This is a genomic window from Dietzia sp. DQ11-44 (genome assembly GCF_014145205.1).
Lineage (GTDB): Bacteria > Actinomycetota > Actinomycetes > Mycobacteriales > Mycobacteriaceae > Dietzia > Dietzia natronolimnaea.
In genome coordinates, this window is record NZ_JAALEC010000295.1 from 1 (window position 1) to 14,680 (window position 14,680).

At 68.1% G+C, this 14,680-nt stretch carries 16 protein-coding genes and 1 pseudogene; 14 read left to right on the forward strand and 3 right to left on the reverse strand.

Annotated features, from left to right (window positions below; translation table 11 throughout):
* On the forward strand, positions 1–702 hold a 702-nt coding region (locus G6018_RS08125), incomplete at its 5' end, for an HNH endonuclease signature motif containing protein (RefSeq protein ID WP_182639350.1).
* A 31-nt stretch (positions 703–733) separates the two neighbouring features.
* On the opposite strand, the gene G6018_RS08130 is transcribed toward G6018_RS08125, so the two are convergent.
* Positions 734–2,143, reverse strand: coding sequence for an NYN domain-containing protein (locus G6018_RS08130; protein WP_182639351.1), 1,410 nt, complete (start codon positions 2,141–2,143; stop codon positions 734–736).
* 100 nt (positions 2,144–2,243) lie between these two features.
* Here G6018_RS08130 and G6018_RS08135 point away from each other — a divergent pair, with 100 nt between their 5' ends.
* Positions 2,244–3,104 carry a mycofactocin-coupled SDR family oxidoreductase gene (locus tag G6018_RS08135; protein WP_182639352.1) on the forward strand — a complete coding sequence of 287 codons (861 nt, stop codon included), beginning with the start codon at positions 2,244–2,246 and terminating at the stop codon, positions 3,102–3,104.
* A 129-nt stretch (positions 3,105–3,233) separates the two neighbouring features.
* On the opposite strand, the gene G6018_RS17555 is transcribed toward G6018_RS08135, so the two are convergent.
* The gene (locus G6018_RS17555) at positions 3,234–3,365 is read right to left on the reverse strand and encodes a hypothetical protein (protein WP_259846053.1); all 132 of its coding nucleotides are present in this window, start codon (positions 3,363–3,365) and stop codon (positions 3,234–3,236) included.
* Positions 3,366–3,702: 337 nt separating this feature from the next.
* Between G6018_RS17555 and G6018_RS08140 the strand changes: the two genes are divergently transcribed.
* The 12 genes and pseudogenes from G6018_RS08140 (at position 3,703) to G6018_RS08190 (ending at position 13,871) form a co-directional block, all read left to right on the forward strand.
* Entirely contained in the window at positions 3,703–4,944 is a 1,242-nt protein-coding gene (locus G6018_RS08140) for an acyl-CoA desaturase (protein ID WP_182639353.1), read from the forward strand.
* A gap of 168 nt (positions 4,945–5,112) precedes the next feature.
* Entirely contained in the window at positions 5,113–5,709 is a 597-nt protein-coding gene (locus tag G6018_RS08145) for a transcriptional regulator (protein ID WP_182639354.1), read from the forward strand.
* A gap of 501 nt (positions 5,710–6,210) precedes the next feature.
* Positions 6,211–6,435 carry a Flp family type IVb pilin gene (locus G6018_RS08150; protein WP_182639355.1) on the forward strand — a complete coding sequence of 75 codons (225 nt, stop codon included), beginning with the start codon at positions 6,211–6,213 and terminating at the stop codon, positions 6,433–6,435.
* A 110-nt stretch (positions 6,436–6,545) separates the two neighbouring features.
* Positions 6,546–6,932 carry a TadE/TadG family type IV pilus assembly protein gene (locus G6018_RS08155; RefSeq protein ID WP_182639356.1) on the forward strand — a complete coding sequence of 129 codons (387 nt, stop codon included), beginning with the start codon at positions 6,546–6,548 and terminating at the stop codon, positions 6,930–6,932.
* Positions 6,920–7,072 (forward strand): annotated as a pseudogene (locus G6018_RS17560) (pilus assembly protein TadG-related protein); the annotation flags it as partial. The gene G6018_RS08155 and the pseudogene G6018_RS17560, both read left to right, overlap by 13 nt.
* Positions 7,073–7,156: 84 nt before the next feature.
* The gene (locus G6018_RS08160) at positions 7,157–7,858 is read left to right on the forward strand and encodes a hypothetical protein (RefSeq protein WP_241732021.1); all 702 of its coding nucleotides are present in this window, start codon (positions 7,157–7,159) and stop codon (positions 7,856–7,858) included.
* 25 nt (positions 7,859–7,883) lie between these two features.
* Positions 7,884–8,591, forward strand: a complete 708-nt coding sequence (gene cpaB, locus G6018_RS08165; RefSeq protein ID WP_182639357.1) for a Flp pilus assembly protein CpaB — start codon at positions 7,884–7,886, stop codon at positions 8,589–8,591.
* Complete coding sequence (locus G6018_RS08170; protein WP_182639358.1) at positions 8,588–9,829, forward strand: AAA family ATPase; 1,242 nt, start codon at positions 8,588–8,590, stop codon at positions 9,827–9,829. The genes cpaB and G6018_RS08170 overlap by 4 nt, the downstream gene beginning before the upstream one ends.
* The gene (locus G6018_RS08175; protein ID WP_182639359.1) at positions 9,826–11,343 is read left to right on the forward strand and encodes an ATPase, T2SS/T4P/T4SS family; all 1,518 of its coding nucleotides are present in this window, start codon (positions 9,826–9,828) and stop codon (positions 11,341–11,343) included. The genes G6018_RS08170 and G6018_RS08175 overlap by 4 nt, the downstream gene beginning before the upstream one ends.
* The gene (locus G6018_RS08180) at positions 11,340–12,296 is read left to right on the forward strand and encodes a type II secretion system F family protein (RefSeq protein ID WP_241731064.1); all 957 of its coding nucleotides are present in this window, start codon (positions 11,340–11,342) and stop codon (positions 12,294–12,296) included. Before G6018_RS08175 ends, G6018_RS08180 begins: the two co-directional genes overlap by 4 nt.
* A 40-nt stretch (positions 12,297–12,336) precedes the next feature.
* On the forward strand, positions 12,337–13,227 hold the full coding sequence (locus tag G6018_RS08185) for a type II secretion system F family protein (RefSeq protein WP_241731067.1): 891 nt from the start codon (positions 12,337–12,339) through the stop codon (positions 13,225–13,227).
* Between the two features lie 23 nt (positions 13,228–13,250).
* Complete coding sequence (locus tag G6018_RS08190; RefSeq protein WP_347237830.1) at positions 13,251–13,871, forward strand: A24 family peptidase; 621 nt, start codon at positions 13,251–13,253, stop codon at positions 13,869–13,871.
* Here the strand turns inward: G6018_RS08190 and G6018_RS08195 are convergent.
* Positions 13,868–14,680, reverse strand: an 813-nt coding sequence (locus G6018_RS08195) for an FtsX-like permease family protein (RefSeq protein WP_182639361.1), incomplete at its 5' end; no start/stop codon positions are given. The two genes, G6018_RS08190 and G6018_RS08195, sit on opposite strands and share 4 nt — an antisense overlap.

A 14,680-nucleotide genomic window follows, 5' to 3' on the forward strand; every position in this document is an offset into this window, starting at 1 on the left:
CTCGCGCCCGGGCCGCAGATCAGACCGATCATCACCATCCTGGCCCCTCGCGGGCCCGGCGAGGAGCCCGAGGTGTACCTCCCGCGAGGCGGCCCCGCGTCGATCGACGCCCTCATCGCCCTGCTCGCCCGCAGTGTCGGCGCCCACATCTCCCTCCCCAACCCCGAGGCCGGGTCCGCGGACCCGGTCGGCGGTGCGCGCCGCTACCGGATCAGCGCCGAGCTCGCCCGCCGGATCCGGCTACGCGACGGCACCTGCCGTCACCCCGGATGTTCGGTCTCCGCCGAGGACTGCGACGTGGATCATGTCGTGCCGTTCGACCATTCCGAACCGGACCGGGGCGGCCAGACCGTCGAGGCCAATCTCATGTGCCTCTGCCGGCGACACCACAGGTTCAAGACCTTCCACACCTGGTATTACCGACTCCTGCGCGACGGAACGCTGACCGTTGTCACGGAGAGTGGTCACACCATCACCACCCTCCCCGACGGCCCGCTGGCCAAATGGCGGGACCGCACGTACAACGGGGCCGAGGCGCCTCCCGGACCCGGCTCCCCCGACCGACCCTGGCTCCGCTCCCGGCCCCTCAGCACCCACTGGTACAGGCGGGCGTGCCGGATCGCCGCGCAGCGACGCGAGAACGCGGCCGCGGCTCGGGACGACGGGCTGGTCGGTGTCGACCACGACCCCCCGCCCTTCTGACGCCCGGCACCAACGCCCTTCACCCGCCCGGTCAGCGGTGCTTGAGCAGAACCGCGCGGATCCCCTCATGGAATCCGTCGCGCAGCCGAACCCGCTGCGCCTCGGTCAGGGTGAACTCGTTGAGCATCTGACAGGCGAACTGCAGTAGAGGGCGGTCCACGGCCGGCGGGAGCACGCCCCCGGAGAGCAGGTGGGCCTGGTCGCGCTGCTCCTCGGTGGCGGCCTGCTCGTACCACCAGGTCGCGTACTGCTGGCCCACGTCGAACGGGGTCTGCTCGCCGGACGAGGTCCACACCTCCTCCGAGAGGGGCACGAACTTGGAGCGGAGCGGGCGGCGGTGAGGGGCCATCATCGACGGGCTCGGGCGCGACGCCCCGTTGGGCGGGGGGCCCGGCGTCGACGTCCTGGCCTGCGCCCGAGCCGGGGACGGCGGCTGTGACTGGGGCTCGGATTCCTGGGGCTCGTCTTCCCGTACCTCGCTGTCCCGGGGCCCGCCCTCCGAGCGCCGGGGCCGGTCCGGCGACTGTGGCTGGGACTCCGGCTGTGACTCACGGACCTTCCCCGCCGGCCCCGCTCCGGCGCCCGGCTTCGCACCGCGCCCGTTCGCGGGCATCGATCCCGCGGCGGTCTCGGCGCCATCGATGTCAGATGCATGGATCTCGGAGATCACCGCGCAGTCCTGTTCATCTGCCGCCCGCTCCTCGGCGTCGGCGGCCCACTCCTCGTCGGCGATCGTCAGGCTGGTCTCGTCGGCCACCGACGTGGCGGACGCGCGATCGGACCTAAGATCCACCTCGACCATCCCCACCGACTCCTCGCCGACCGGCTCGCTGGCGTCGTCTCCGGGCGCGGTGGGCCGCTCGGCGGACGATCGCACCTTGGGCGGGATCGGCCCCTCCAGAACCCTGATCTGCATGGCGTCGTGGAAATCGGTGCGCGGATCCAGCACCGAGGTCGTGTCGCACGCGTGGCGCAACGCGGAGGAGATGGAATCCCAACCGAACCCCACCAGGTGCATCCGCACACCTGCGTCCACCGCCACCCGGACCCCCGGGATCATGTCGGCGTCCCCGGTGACCAGCACCATGTCGGAACACTGCCCCTTGTAGGCGGCCTGGATCATGTCCGCGACCAGAAGAGTGTCGACGGCTTTCTGGGTTCGACGCTCGCCCCATTCGATCAACTGACCCGCGCGCAGCTGAACGCCCTCGATCACGCGAAGCGTGCGCTGGTACCGGTGCGGGCCGGAATCCGGGATCCCGTCGTACCAGTTCTGTCGCTGGACCGGCTGGTCCACGAGACCGTGGGCGACCTGATCTAAACGGTGCACGACCGTGGCCAGGGATATCTCCAACTGACCGCGCGCACCCTCCTCCCAAGAGTTATAGAAGCTAGCTAGTAGATACGAGGTATCCACTAGAACCAGTGTCCGTTCGAGCATGATGATCACTACCTATCACTTTGTCTACGTTGGACTTCCAGCATGCCGCAGGGCGGACGACCCCGCAGGGCCCGCCACCGATCACAGAAGGACACCCACCATGTCGAGCCCCACCGCCACCCCTCCCGAGCTGACCGGAAAGGTCGTGCTGGTCACCGGGGCCGCCCGCGGGCAGGGCCGGGCCCACTGCGAGGCCTTCGCGGCCGCCGGGTGCGACGTGATCGCCCTCGACCTGTGCCGCGACATCGAGACGGTCCCCTATCCGATGGCCCGGCCGGAGGACCTCCGGGCCACCGCGGAAGCCGTCCGGGCGCTGGGGCGCAGGTGCGTGACCGCGGAGGTCGACGTCCGCGACCTGCCCGGGATGCGGGAGGCCGTCGATGCCGGGGTCGCCGAACTGGGCGGACTCGACTTCGTGGTGGCCAACGCCGGGGTGTCCCCCCAGCCCTCCGCCTCCTGGGAGCGCTCAGAGGAGGAATGGGACTCCACCCTGGACATCAACCTCAAGGGCACCTGGGTCACCACGACGGCCGCGATCCCCCACATCCTGGCCACCGGCCGGGGCGGGTGCGTCGTGATCATCAGCTCGATGGTCGGCCTTCGCGGCGCACCGTTCACCGCCAGCTACACGACCTCCAAGTGGGCGGTCCGCGGGCTGGCCAAGTCGCTGGCCGGCGAGCTCGGCTTCTCGGGCGTGCGGTGCAACTCCATCCACCCCGGCAACGTCCGCACCCCCATGATCGAGAACCCGTCGATGATCGCCATGATGACCGGGGGCGAGGGCACGACGCTCGAGGACGCGGCCGAGACCTTCAGCGGGATGAACCAGCTGCCCGAGCCGTGGGTCGAGGCGTCGGCGATCTCGTCGATGGCCGTCTACCTGTGCAGCGCCGCCGGCGCGGGGATCACCGGGGCCTCCATCCCGATCGACCTGGGAGGAAGCGAGAAGTTCGGGTTGTGACGGCTCGGGCTCGGGGCGCGGACCTGTGCCGAGGGCAAGAAATGCACTCCGACCCGCCTCTCGGATGAGAGGCGGGCCGGGGTAGCGAGCCGGTTCAGGGGGCCGGGTTTCTCACCTGGCCGCGCCTGATCAGGTGGACGGCGTGGGCGCCACCGGGCGGGGAACGCTGACGGTCGAGCCGGTGGCGGTCCACACCAGGGTCCAGAAGATGTCGACGATGGGCTGGATGGCCTGCAGGAAGATGTCGTTGGCACTGCTCATGATGTGTCCCCTTGTGATCCGTACTGAAAGCGTACTTGCGTATCTGGCGGTCTGGTGGTCCCCGTTGCCGCCGGACGGGCTCCAGCAATTCCCTCGAGCCCCCCGCGGCGCGTGACAACCCCTATGTCGCCGCGAACCCGGTCGACGTTACACAACCGTGACAAACGATGTGGCATCGACAGGCTCCGCCGCTGGCCAGAGCGCCGTAGCCTCGACCCGAGCGGGGTTCCCACTCCCCTAGTCGAGGCGCCCCGCCACGGGCCGAGGTCGAGCCTCAAGTGTGACTCAACCGACTAAACCCTACCTACGCGACCGTAACCTACGGTACCGTAGGTTCATGGCTATCACTGACATCCCGGAATTCGCACACCTCTCCGAGGCCGACATCGAAGCCCTCGGTGAGGAACTCGAGCAGATCCGCCAGGACATCATCGGTTCCCTCGGCGAGCGGGACGCCACCTACATCCGCAACACGATCCGCTTCCAGCGCGCCCTCGAGGTGGGCTCTCGTGCACTGTTGATGGTCGGGTCGCGCAACCGCACCGCGTGGGCCATCGGCGCCGGCGCACTCGGGCTCTCCAAGATCGTCGAGAACATGGAGCTCGGACACAACATCATGCACGGGCAGTGGGACTGGATGAACGACCCGGAGGTCCACTCCACCACGTGGGAGTGGGACATCGTCGGTACGGCCGAGCACTGGAAGCAGACCCACAACTACATCCATCACAAGTACACCAACATCGTCGGCCTGGACGACGACGTCGGGTACGGAGTGCTCCGCGTGACGCGCGACCAGCGCTGGCACCCGTTCTTCTACGGCAACCTCGTCTACAACGCGGTGCTCGCGCTGCTGTTCCAGTGGGGCGTCGGTATCCAGCATCTCGAGCTGGGCAAGGTCGCGAAGGGACGGGACGACCGCCGCGAGACCATGAACAAGCTCGGCCTCTTTGCCAAGAAGGCCGGGCGCCAGCTCGCGAAGGACTACGTCTTCTACCCGGCGCTCTCCCGCAAGGGCTGGAAATCCACCATGACGGCCAACCTCGCCGCCAACGGCATCCGCAACGTGTGGACCAACGCGGTGATCTTCTGCGGGCACTTCCCCGACGGCGCCGAGAAGTTCACCAAGAAGGACGTGGAGAACGAGACGCGCGCCGAGTGGTACCTCCGTCAGATGCTCGGCTCCGCCAACCTCACCGGCGGGCCGGTCATCGACTTCCTCTCGGGCAACCTGTCGTACCAGATCGAGCACCACATCTACCCCGACATGTCGTCCAACCGTCTGGCCGAGGCATCGGTCCGGGTTCGCGAGGTCTGCCGCAAATACGACCTGCCGTACGTGGCGGGCCCGCTACCCGTGCAGTACTTCAAGGCGTGGCGCACCATCGCCAAGATGTCGCTGCCCGACCACATGCTGCGGCGCACGGCCGACGACGCCCCGGAGACGCACTCCGAGCGCATGTTCGCGGACCTGCCCAAGCCTCTCCCGGCGCAGGAGGAAGGACAGCGGGCCGGCCTGCAGACGGCACTCAAGTACTCAGAGAAGCGGCGCGCCCGCAAGGTCGCCTCGGCGGCCTGACCCGCCCGGCCTCCCTCTCCACGCCCCGACACCGAAACCGGTGTCGGGGCGTGGAGTTGTTTCGATCCAGGAACGGGATCCCGGCGATAGGCTGACCCTCTAGTCGGCAGCGGCCCGCGCTACAGCGGTCGAGCTGAAGGCCTGTGAACCACGACGACGGGAGCCACCATGGAGGACCGGCGCATGCTCATCGCCGATTCGGCGATCGAGGTAGTGGCCAGGGACGGCGTTCGCGCGCTGACCCACCGCGCCGTGGACTCCGAGGCCGGACTGCCCTCCGGTTCCACCTCCTACTACTGCCGCACGCGCGCGCAGCTCCTCTCCCTCACTGTCGACAGGCTCACCTCTCTCCTGCGAGGGTTCGTCGAGGTGTCCGGGATCCAGGAACTCGCGTCCTCCGAGGCCGACGACGTCCTGTCGATGCTCACGCGGATGATCGAGGGCCTCCTCGCCGACTACCGCGGCGAGCTGGCGGCCCGCTCAGCGCTCATCATGGAACTCACCGGCAAGGACGACACCACCGATCTCGTCGCCGCCCTGCTGGACCCGAGCGACCTGGCCGGCGCCCTCGACGCCGCCGGGCTTCGCGACCCCGCCGCCGCCGCCCTGGACCTCCTCTCCGTATACGAGGGACTGCTCTGGGAGCGCACCGTGGGCCGCTTGGCCGGCTCCGAGGTCGACCACGAACACGACGCGGACCTCCTCGGGTCCGCGCTTTCGCGCCACGAGCATCGTGGCGGACGCCTCTTCGGCCTCCTGCGCTGAGCTCTCGCCCCTCGGGGCAATGATTCGCCCTACACCACACGCCCGGCTGCGGCGCACTCTCTGACGCGCGTCCAGACGCGGCGGCGGAATCGCTTAGGTTACCTGGCTTGATGTTTAAGGTTCTCACAGTCTAGAGTTCCGCCCCAGAAGCACCGTGATACGTCAGCCATGTGTCAAGGCTGTCTGTTTCGTGCCTCTGCCACCCCTCCGTCCGGGCATCCTCACAACTGGTGACAATCACTGTGCGGGTGCATGTATGCGGTGTTCAGTTGCGAATCCGGGTCACTCTTCCGGGTCCGGGTTCGCCTGAACGGTCCAGCCCGGGGCATCCCGGCCGCCACTCGACCGGGACGGTGGGCTGACCTGAGGCCACGGATTAATCAGATTGCTTTGACAATCACAGCTGATGTGAGATAGTGATTCACGTCACTGATTCACAACGAATCGGACGCACCCCTCCCCTCGGGTCGACCGACCCCCGCACCAGAAGGACGGTTCATCATGAGCCAGGTTGCTACTTACTTCTTCACCCTCTTCGCCCTCGCCGGTGAGCGGCTTGACGACCGCAAGGACCGCGGCGCTACGGCCGTGGAGTACGGCCTGATGGTCGGGCTGATCGCAATCGTGATCATCGTGGCGGTTACTGCGCTCGGTGGTCAGCTGAACACGCTCTTCGAGACGGTCCAAGCCCGCCTTACCGGCGTGAACGCTGGCGCAGGGGCTTGATGCCGAGCACTTGCTGACGACACCGCTCCGGCGCAGCGCCCAGCCCGGGCGCTGCGCCGGAGCCAGTTTCAACCCCTCCCTCCCCTCCCCTCACCCCTCGAGGACAAGCCATGACCAGACCCCTCCGTGACCGCGGAGCCGCGGCCGTGGAGTTCGCTTTGGTCGTCCCGATCCTGTTGACGCTCGTGATCGGGATCATCGAATTCGGCCGGGCCTACAACATCCAGACCACGCTCTCCAACGCCGCCCGTGACGGCGTGCGCGTGATGGCGCTGCAGAACGACGTCGACGCGGCCAAGTCGGCCGCGACAGCAGCCGCGATCGGATTGGGCATTCCCGCGTCCGACGTCGAGGTAACACCGGCGAACTGCGCACCCGAGGATTCGACCCCCACCGCCACGGTCACCGTCACCTACCCGTTCGAGATGCTCAGCGGGTTCCTCCCGATGGGCGACTTCACCCTCACCGGTACCGGGAGCATGCGATGCAACGGGTAGACGCGACTCGCAGCGACCGAGGGGCCGTGAGCGTCCTCGTCGCCCTGCTGATGGTTCCCCTTATCGGGTTCGCCGCCATTTCGATCGACATCGCTGCCGTTCACTCAGACAGGCAGAAGTTGCAGATGGGAGCGGACGCCGCCGCTCTGGCGATCGCCCAGGATTGTGCCAGGAGCGACTGTGGGACCACACGGGCCAGAACAACTGCTCGGCAGCTCGTCGACATGAACGCCTCCGCGGCCGAGAACTCGGTGTCGGTGGACCTCGTGGCAGCAGCCGGCAAGGTCACCGTCGACACGTCCGGTACCCGAGAGCACTGGTTCGCACCTGTTCTGGGAATTAACGAGTCCGAGGTCGGAGCCGTAAGTACCGCGGGGTGGGGTTCGCCGATCAGCGGTACGTCTGCCCTTCCGCTCGCCTTCTACGTGTGTGAGTTCTGGGCGCAGACCGGCGGAGGGATTCCGTCGGACAAGATCGAGCGGACCATCGAGTTCACCAAGACCTCCAACACGGACTGCCCCGTGCCCTCGGGGAACCTGGTTCCGGGAGGGTTCGGCTGGTTGGCCCCGAATGCGGGAACCTGTCAGGCATTCACCAGGATCGGTCAGGAAGTTCAGGGAGCCCCCGGCAACAAGGGGGGTACGAGTTGCATGTCGTCCCTCCACAACAAGACGATCCTTCTTCCCCTGTTCGACTCCTACCGCGGCCAAGGAAACAACGCCTACTACCGCGTCTACGGGTACGCGGCATTCACGATCACCGGCTACCACTTGTCCGGCGCGAACTGGAACAGCCCGTGTAGCGGCAATGAGCGGTGCATCAGTGGCTACTTCACGGAGTTCCTCGATCGTTCAGACGACTTCGAGTACGGGCCGAGCACGCAGAATCTCGGCGCCACCGCCGTCTACCTCCTCCCAAACGAGTAAGTGAGCTGAAGTGAACCGTCGTGTCGTGGCAGTAGCCGTCGCCGTCCTCCTGGCGCTCCTGGGCGCCGCCCTTCTTCTGCGCTACGTCAGCGCAGCTGACGAACGGGCCATGGCAGACCTCCAACCGGTGAGCGTCCTGGTCGCGACTGCGCCGATCAGCGAGGGAACCCCTGCGTCCGCACTCGGCGAGCTGGTCGAGCTGCGGGAGCTTCCCGCCACGGCTGCGGGACCGAATTCGGTGACCGACCTCCAGGAGCTCGGAACCATGGTCGCGGCCACCGATCTCGCTGCCGGGGAACAGCTTCTGGCCGGGCGTTTCGCGTCACTGCAGTCCCTCCAGCAGTTCGGCGGCATCCCCGCACCGGAGGGATTCCACCAGGTGACGATTCCTCTGAACTCGCCCCAGGTCGTCGGTGGAACGATCACACCCGGGGACACGGTGGGTGTCTTCGCCACGATCGGAGACCAGACCCACCTGCTGCTCCACAAGATCCTCGTACTGCGCGTCCAGGGCGGGTTATCTCCCTCCGCGTCCGAAGAGGCCGGTTCGACCGATCCCGCAGACGCCCCGGTTCACGACGGCGGCGCGATGGTGACTTTGGCGCTCACGGCCCCGGACGCGGAAAAGGTCGTCTTCTCGGGAGAGAACGGCTCGATCTGGCTCTCCCTCGAGGACTCCGCCACACCGGAGGACGGCACCCGCATCGTCAACCCGGGGAACGTGTACCGATGAACAACATTCTGCTGGCCACCGACTTCGTCGACCTCCGCGACCGGTTCCGGGCCGCCACCGGCCAGTCGATACCGGCACTGCCCCCGGGCCCGCTCCCGGAAAGCCCAGCGCAGCTGTTCCAGCAACTCGGCGGTGGGGAGATCCCCGAGGTCGTCGTGATCGACGAGCGCTCCGGGACAGAAGCCGCCCTCGCGCTGGCCTCGCGGCTCGATGTCGAGTGCCCCGGTATCGCAGTGGTCCTGGTCAGCGACCGGGTCGCCGAACTCGGACTCGCGGCCATGCGGGCGGGGGTGAGCGACATCGTCCCCACCGAATCGGAGGAGGACGAGATCCGAGGGGCACTTGATCGAGCCATCAGGGTCACCCGACAGCGCGCTCCGGCCGGACACGGGGACGGCACCGACGCCGGCGCGGGCCCGCAGTCGCGGCGCGGGCAGGTGATCAGCGTGGTCTCGCCCAAGGGCGGCGTGGGCAAGACAACCATCGCCGCCAACCTGGCCGTCGGGCTTGCCCGGTCCGCACCACATTCCACGGTGCTGGTGGACCTGGATCTGCAGTTCGGAGATGTCGCCAACGCTCTCAACCTCACACCCGAACACACCATCGTCGACGTGGTGCAGGGAGCGGCCGCGCGCGACTCGATGGTGCTCAAGACGTTCCTCACCCAGCACGACACCGGCCTGACCGTGGTGTGCGGACCGAACTCCCCGGCCGAGGCCGAACTGGTGGGCGTATCGGAACTCACCCATCTCCTCCAGACGCTGGCGGCGGAGTTCCGATATGTCGTCATCGACACCGCCCCGGCACTGACAGACCACACCCTCGCGGCCCTCGATATGACCGACGACCTGATCCTGGTCACCAGCATGGACGTTCCCGGAGTGCGGGGACTGCGCAAAGAACTGGACATTCTCCGTGACCTCGGGATGGGCTTCGACCGCCGCCACATCGTGGTGAACTTTGCCGACACCCACAGCGGGCTCACCCGAGCGGATGTAGAGGCGACGATCGGTACCGGTGTGGACCTGGTCTTGCCTCGCTCGCGGGCGGCTGCGGTATCCATCAATCAGGGGGTTCCGCTGATGCAGAACGAGGTCCGCGATCCCATGACCAAGAAGCTGCGGCGCCTGGTGGACCGCTTCGCCCCTGCGCCCTTGAAGGAGCCCGGGCCCGCGGCGACCAAGCTCGGTTCCCGACTCGGAGGCCGTCACCGCCTGCGCCGAGGAGGCACACGATGAGCCTGAGCGACCGCCTGCGCGCCGCCCGAGGCGAGAGCGCCGCGCCCGAACTCGCCCCGGGCGACCCGGCCACAACACCGGCCATGACACCTGCGCGGGAGACCTCGATCGCTCCTGGTCAGAGCGGTGCCACCGTACCTTCGCGAGCCATCCCGGCTACCACGCCACCGCAGACCATCAGGGTCACCCAGCCGGCTTCCCCGGTTCCCTCGGCGCTTCCCGAGCCCGACGCGTTGATCGCCCTCAAGGAGCGCGCGTCCGCCGCGCTGTTCGAACGGGTCGGTGCCAGGCTCAACAACCCGTCGCTCACCGAGGATCAGCTCCACGCCCTGGTGCGCACCGAGCTCAACAAGGTCGTGGAGGACGAGACGGTCCCACTGACCGCTGAACAGCGGCTGCGGCTCATCAGCGACATCCAGGACGACGTCCTGGGGCACGGTCCGCTGGAGCGACTACTGGCCGACCCCACGGTCACCGAGATCATGGTCAACGGCCCGGACATGATCTACGTCGAGCAGCGGGGGCGGCTCACCCGGAGTTCCGCCCGTTTCACCTCCGAGGAGCACCTGCGTCAGGTCATCGAGCGGATCGTCTCCCGGATCGGGCGACGCATCGACGAGTCCTCCCCTCTGGTCGACGCCCGCCTGGCGGACGGCTCCCGCGTCAACGCCGTCATCCCCCCGTTGGCGGTCAACGGCTCGTCGCTCACCATCCGTAAGTTCTCCAAGGACCCCTTCAAGGTCAACGACCTGATCGGGTTCGGCACCCTCACCCCGGAAATGGCCGAACTCCTGCGGGCCTGCGTCCAGGCCCGGCTCAACATCATCGTCTCCGGCGGCACCGGCAGTGGAAAGACCACGCTGCTCAACGTCCTGTCCTCGTTCATCCCCGAGTCCGAGCGCATCGTCACCATCGAGGACGCGGTCGAACTGCAGATGCAGCAGGACCACGTGGTGCGGCTGGAGGCCAGGCCCGCGAACATCGAGGGCAAGGGCGAGATCAGCATCCGCGATCTCGTGCGCAACTCCCTGCGTATGCGCCCCGACAGGATCGTGGTGGGCGAGGTTCGCGGCGGAGAGACCCTGGACATGCTGCAGGCCATGAACACAGGTCACGACGGGTCACTGTCGACCGTCCACGCCAACTCCCCGCGCGATGCGGTGGCCCGCCTGGAGACCCTGGTTCTGATGGCCGGGATGGACCTTCCGTTGCGGGCCATCCGGGAGCAGATCGCCTCCGCCGTGGACGTGATCATCCAGCTGACCCGATTGCGTGACGGCACCCGACGGGTCACCGCGGTGACCGAGGTCCAGGGGATGGAGGGCCAGACGGTCACCCTGCAGGACGCGTTCCTCTTCGACTATTCCGCCGGCGTCGGGACCGACGGGAAATTCCTCGGCAAGCCGATCTCCACCGGGGTGCGCCCCCGCTTCACCGACCAATTCAAAGAAATGGGCATCACGCTCTCGCCGCGGGTGTTCGATGTTCCCACACCCCCCGGGAAAAGCCGATGAACGAGTCCATGGGCCAGGTCCTGGCCTCCCCGGCCGGGCTCGGGGTGGCAGCACTCTCCCTGGCACTACTCATCGGCGCGTTCCTCGTCCTCTCCCCGCGTCCGGGAAGTGTCCCCCGTGCCCGGCGTCGGCCAGGGGTTCACGAGGGGCCCGGGATCATCTCGCGGACGGCGACGGCAGCCACCACGGCCATCGACACCACCCTGAGCCGCCGCGGCGCACCGGGGGCCGGTGCGTTGGAACGCGCCGGGGTCAAGATGGGCCTCCAGGACTTCGTCTTCCTGGTGGGCGTCGCCGCAGTGGTGACCTTCGCACTGGGGCTTGTCGCTGTAGGGCCGGTCACCGGACTCTTCCTGGCCGCGCTCACTCCGATCGGTGCCAAGTTCGCGCTGGACATCCGAGCCTCCCGTCGCCGGGCCGCCTTCGCAGACCAGTTGGATGACTCGTTGCAGCTCATGGCCAGTAGCCTGCGGGCCGGCCACAGCCTCCTCCAGGCCCTGGCCTCCGTTGCCAGAGAGGCCGAGGAGCCCACCTCGGAGGAGTTCGCCCGCATCATCAACGAAACCCGGGTCGGCCGTGATCTCGCCCCCGCGCTGGAGGAGACCGCCCGCCGCATGGGGAGCGAGGACTTCGAGTGGGTCACACAGGCCATCGCGATCAACCGCGAGGTCGGCGGCAACCTCGCCGAGGTGCTCGACGGGGTCGGTCACACCATCCGGGAGCGGAACCAGATCCGCCGACAGGTGAAGGCGCTGGCCGCCGAGGGCAAACTCTCGGCGTACGTCCTCATGGCGCTGCCGTTCGGCATCTCCGGGTTCTTGTTCATGAGCAACCCCGAGTACATCTCCAAGTTCACCGAGGGCCTGCTGGGCTACACCCTGATCGGCGTCAGCGTGGTGCTGCTCGTGGTGGGTGCGCTCTGGCTCCGCAAGGTCGTCAACATCACGTTCTGAACGCTCCTAGCGTTCTGGAAGGAGGCACGCCGTGGAACCGATGGCCATGTTCGCCGTCTCGGTCCTGGCCGTGTCGGTGTTCCTGCTGAGCTGGGCGGTGCTCGCCGGCCCCGGCCGGGCGCGCCAGCGCACGGTCCTCAACCTCAGCCGGGGGATGTACCCCGAACACCACGCGGTGGAGGCAGTGGTCCCCGAGGACGAGGAGACCGGTGGCACCCTGGCCACGATCGCGCGGAAGTTCACCCCGGCGCCGTCGATCCGGATGCTCGAGAAGCTGCAGATCAAAGCCGGCAGACCCCAGGGGTGGCCCCTCGAGAAGCTGCTGGTGGCCAAACTCGTGCTGGGCATCGGGGCGGCGCTGTTAAGCCTGCTGTTCGTCTCCAGCACCACCGGTGCTCTACCTGTGTTCCTGGCCGCGGCGGTCACCCTGGTCTGCTACTTCGTCCCGGAACTGCTCCTCCACAGCCGCGGACAGGAGCGCAGTCAGGCCATCCAGCTGGAACTGGCCGACACCCTGGACCAGATGACCATCGCCGTGGAGGCCGGGTTGGGCTTCGACTCGGCCATGGCCCGCGCGGCGAAGAACGGCAAGGGACCACTCGCCGATGAGTTCACCCGCACTCTGCAGGAGATCCAGGTGGGTCAACTGCGCCGGCACGCGTACGAATCGTTGGCCCGCCGCACCGACGTCGCCGACCTGCGCCGATTCGTCCGCGCCATCATCCAGGCTGACGCCTACGGCATCTCGATCGCCGACGTGCTGCGCACCCAGGCTTCGGAGCTGCGGAGCAAGCGCCGCCAGCGCGCGGAGGAGAAGGCCATGCAGATCCCGGTCAAGGTGATCTTCCCGCTGATGGTGTGCATCTTGCCGGTACTGTTCATCGTGCTCCTGGGCCCGACAGCGATGAACATGATGGAGGCCTTCTCCTAGTGCTCCCGAGTGTCACAGCGACCGTGCTCCTCACCGCCGTGGTGTGCGGGGCACTCGCCGCGGCGCTGACCGGGTGGATCCGGTCCATCGCAGACTCCGACTCCCGCTGGCTGCGCTCCGGTCTCCACGTGGGCCTGGCCGCCGCCGGTGGGGCGGGAGCCGCCGGGCTGGCCGGTACCGTTCCCGAGCTGGTCGCGTTCGCGGCGCTCGCGGTGGCCTGTGGGGTGCTCGTGGCGATCGACCTGGCCGTGCATCGGCTGCCCGATGTCGTCGTCGTCCCCATGTACCCGGTCCTCCTGGCGACGCTGGGCGTGGCGTCCGCGGTGACCGGGGACTGGGGCGCCCTGGGGCGCGCCGCCGCCGCGGCGCTCGCCCTGCTGGCCTTCTACTTCACCCTGGCGTTCATCAACCCCTCGGGACTCGGGCTGGGCGACGTCAAACTCGCCGGCGTGCTAGGCCTCTTCCTGGGCTGGCTCGGGTGGTACTACGTCCTGGTCGGGACTCTGGCCGCGTTCGCGCTCAACGCCGTGGTGGCGTTGGTGCTACTCCTCAGCCGTAGAGCCGACCGTCACACCGGCATCGCGTTCGGGCCCGCGATGATCGCCGGAGCGGCGGCGGCCGCGTGGCTCTCGGTCGGCGGCTAGTCCGCGATCGCCTCCAGCGGGTCGGTCTTGGCGGCCCGGTGCGCCGGCCACAGCGAGGCCAGGACCCCCACGAACGCCGAGGCCACCAGCACGATCCCGATCGTCTCCCACGGGATGGTGGTCTCGCTGAGCCCACTGTCCGCCAGCACGGAGACGAACGCCCAGCCCAGATAGACGCCGACCGCCGCGCCGACCAGTGCCCCGAACACGGCGATCTGCGTGGACTCGAGGTTGATCGTCCGCCGGATCTGGGACCGCTGCATGCCCACGGCCCGCAGCATGCCGATCTCCGTGCGCCGCTCGATCACCGACAACGCCAGGGTGTTGACGATCCCCAGCACCGCGATGACCAGGGCCAGGCCGAGCAGGGCGTAGATGATCGTCAGCAACTGGTCGATCCCGCCCGACTGGACGTCGATGTACTGCTGCTTGCTCTGCACGGTGGCGATCGGGATGTCGGAGAGCTCCTCGGTGACGGCGGCCAGCACCTGGTCGGGTGAGGTGCCCTCGGCGGCCTTGGCCAGCACGATCGCGGTCGAGCGGAGGTTCTCCGGAACCAGCCGTTCGTAGACGTCGATACCGGTGTAGAAGGGTCCGAGGATCTGGGCGTCGTCGTAGACACCGGTCACCCGGAGGGTGGACTCACTGCCGTCCGGGCCGACGAGCGGGACCCGCGTGCCCATCGTCCAGCCGTTGTCCCGCGAGACCTCCCGCGAGACCACGAGGGAGTCGGCCTCCGGCTCGAGAGAGCCGTCGAGGACGGTGGCCTCGAGCAGCTCCCCGACTGGCCCGCCGGCGGCCGCGAGCGC

Coding starts and splice junctions, on each gene's coding strand:
- G6018_RS08150 (WP_182639355.1), top strand. CDS start 6,211: ATGAGCCAGGTTGCTACTTACTTCTTCACCCTCTTCGCCCTCGCCGGT.
- G6018_RS08160 (WP_241732021.1), top strand. CDS start 7,157: ATGAACGCCTCCGCGGCCGAGAACTCGGTGTCGGTGGACCTCGTGGCA.
- G6018_RS08170 (WP_182639358.1), top strand. CDS start 8,588: ATGAACAACATTCTGCTGGCCACCGACTTCGTCGACCTCCGCGACCGG.
- G6018_RS08130 (WP_182639351.1), bottom strand. CDS start 2,143: ATGCTCGAACGGACACTGGTTCTAGTGGATACCTCGTATCTACTAGCT.
- G6018_RS08180 (WP_241731064.1), top strand. CDS start 11,340: ATGAACGAGTCCATGGGCCAGGTCCTGGCCTCCCCGGCCGGGCTCGGG.
- G6018_RS08145 (WP_182639354.1), top strand. CDS start 5,113: ATGGAGGACCGGCGCATGCTCATCGCCGATTCGGCGATCGAGGTAGTG.
- G6018_RS08155 (WP_182639356.1), top strand. CDS start 6,546: ATGACCAGACCCCTCCGTGACCGCGGAGCCGCGGCCGTGGAGTTCGCT.
- G6018_RS08135 (WP_182639352.1), top strand. CDS start 2,244: ATGTCGAGCCCCACCGCCACCCCTCCCGAGCTGACCGGAAAGGTCGTG.
- G6018_RS08140 (WP_182639353.1), top strand. CDS start 3,703: ATGGCTATCACTGACATCCCGGAATTCGCACACCTCTCCGAGGCCGAC.
- G6018_RS17555 (WP_259846053.1), bottom strand. CDS start 3,365: ATGAGCAGTGCCAACGACATCTTCCTGCAGGCCATCCAGCCCATCGTC.
- G6018_RS08185 (WP_241731067.1), top strand. CDS start 12,337: ATGGCCATGTTCGCCGTCTCGGTCCTGGCCGTGTCGGTGTTCCTGCTG.
- G6018_RS08175 (WP_182639359.1), top strand. CDS start 9,826: ATGAGCCTGAGCGACCGCCTGCGCGCCGCCCGAGGCGAGAGCGCCGCG.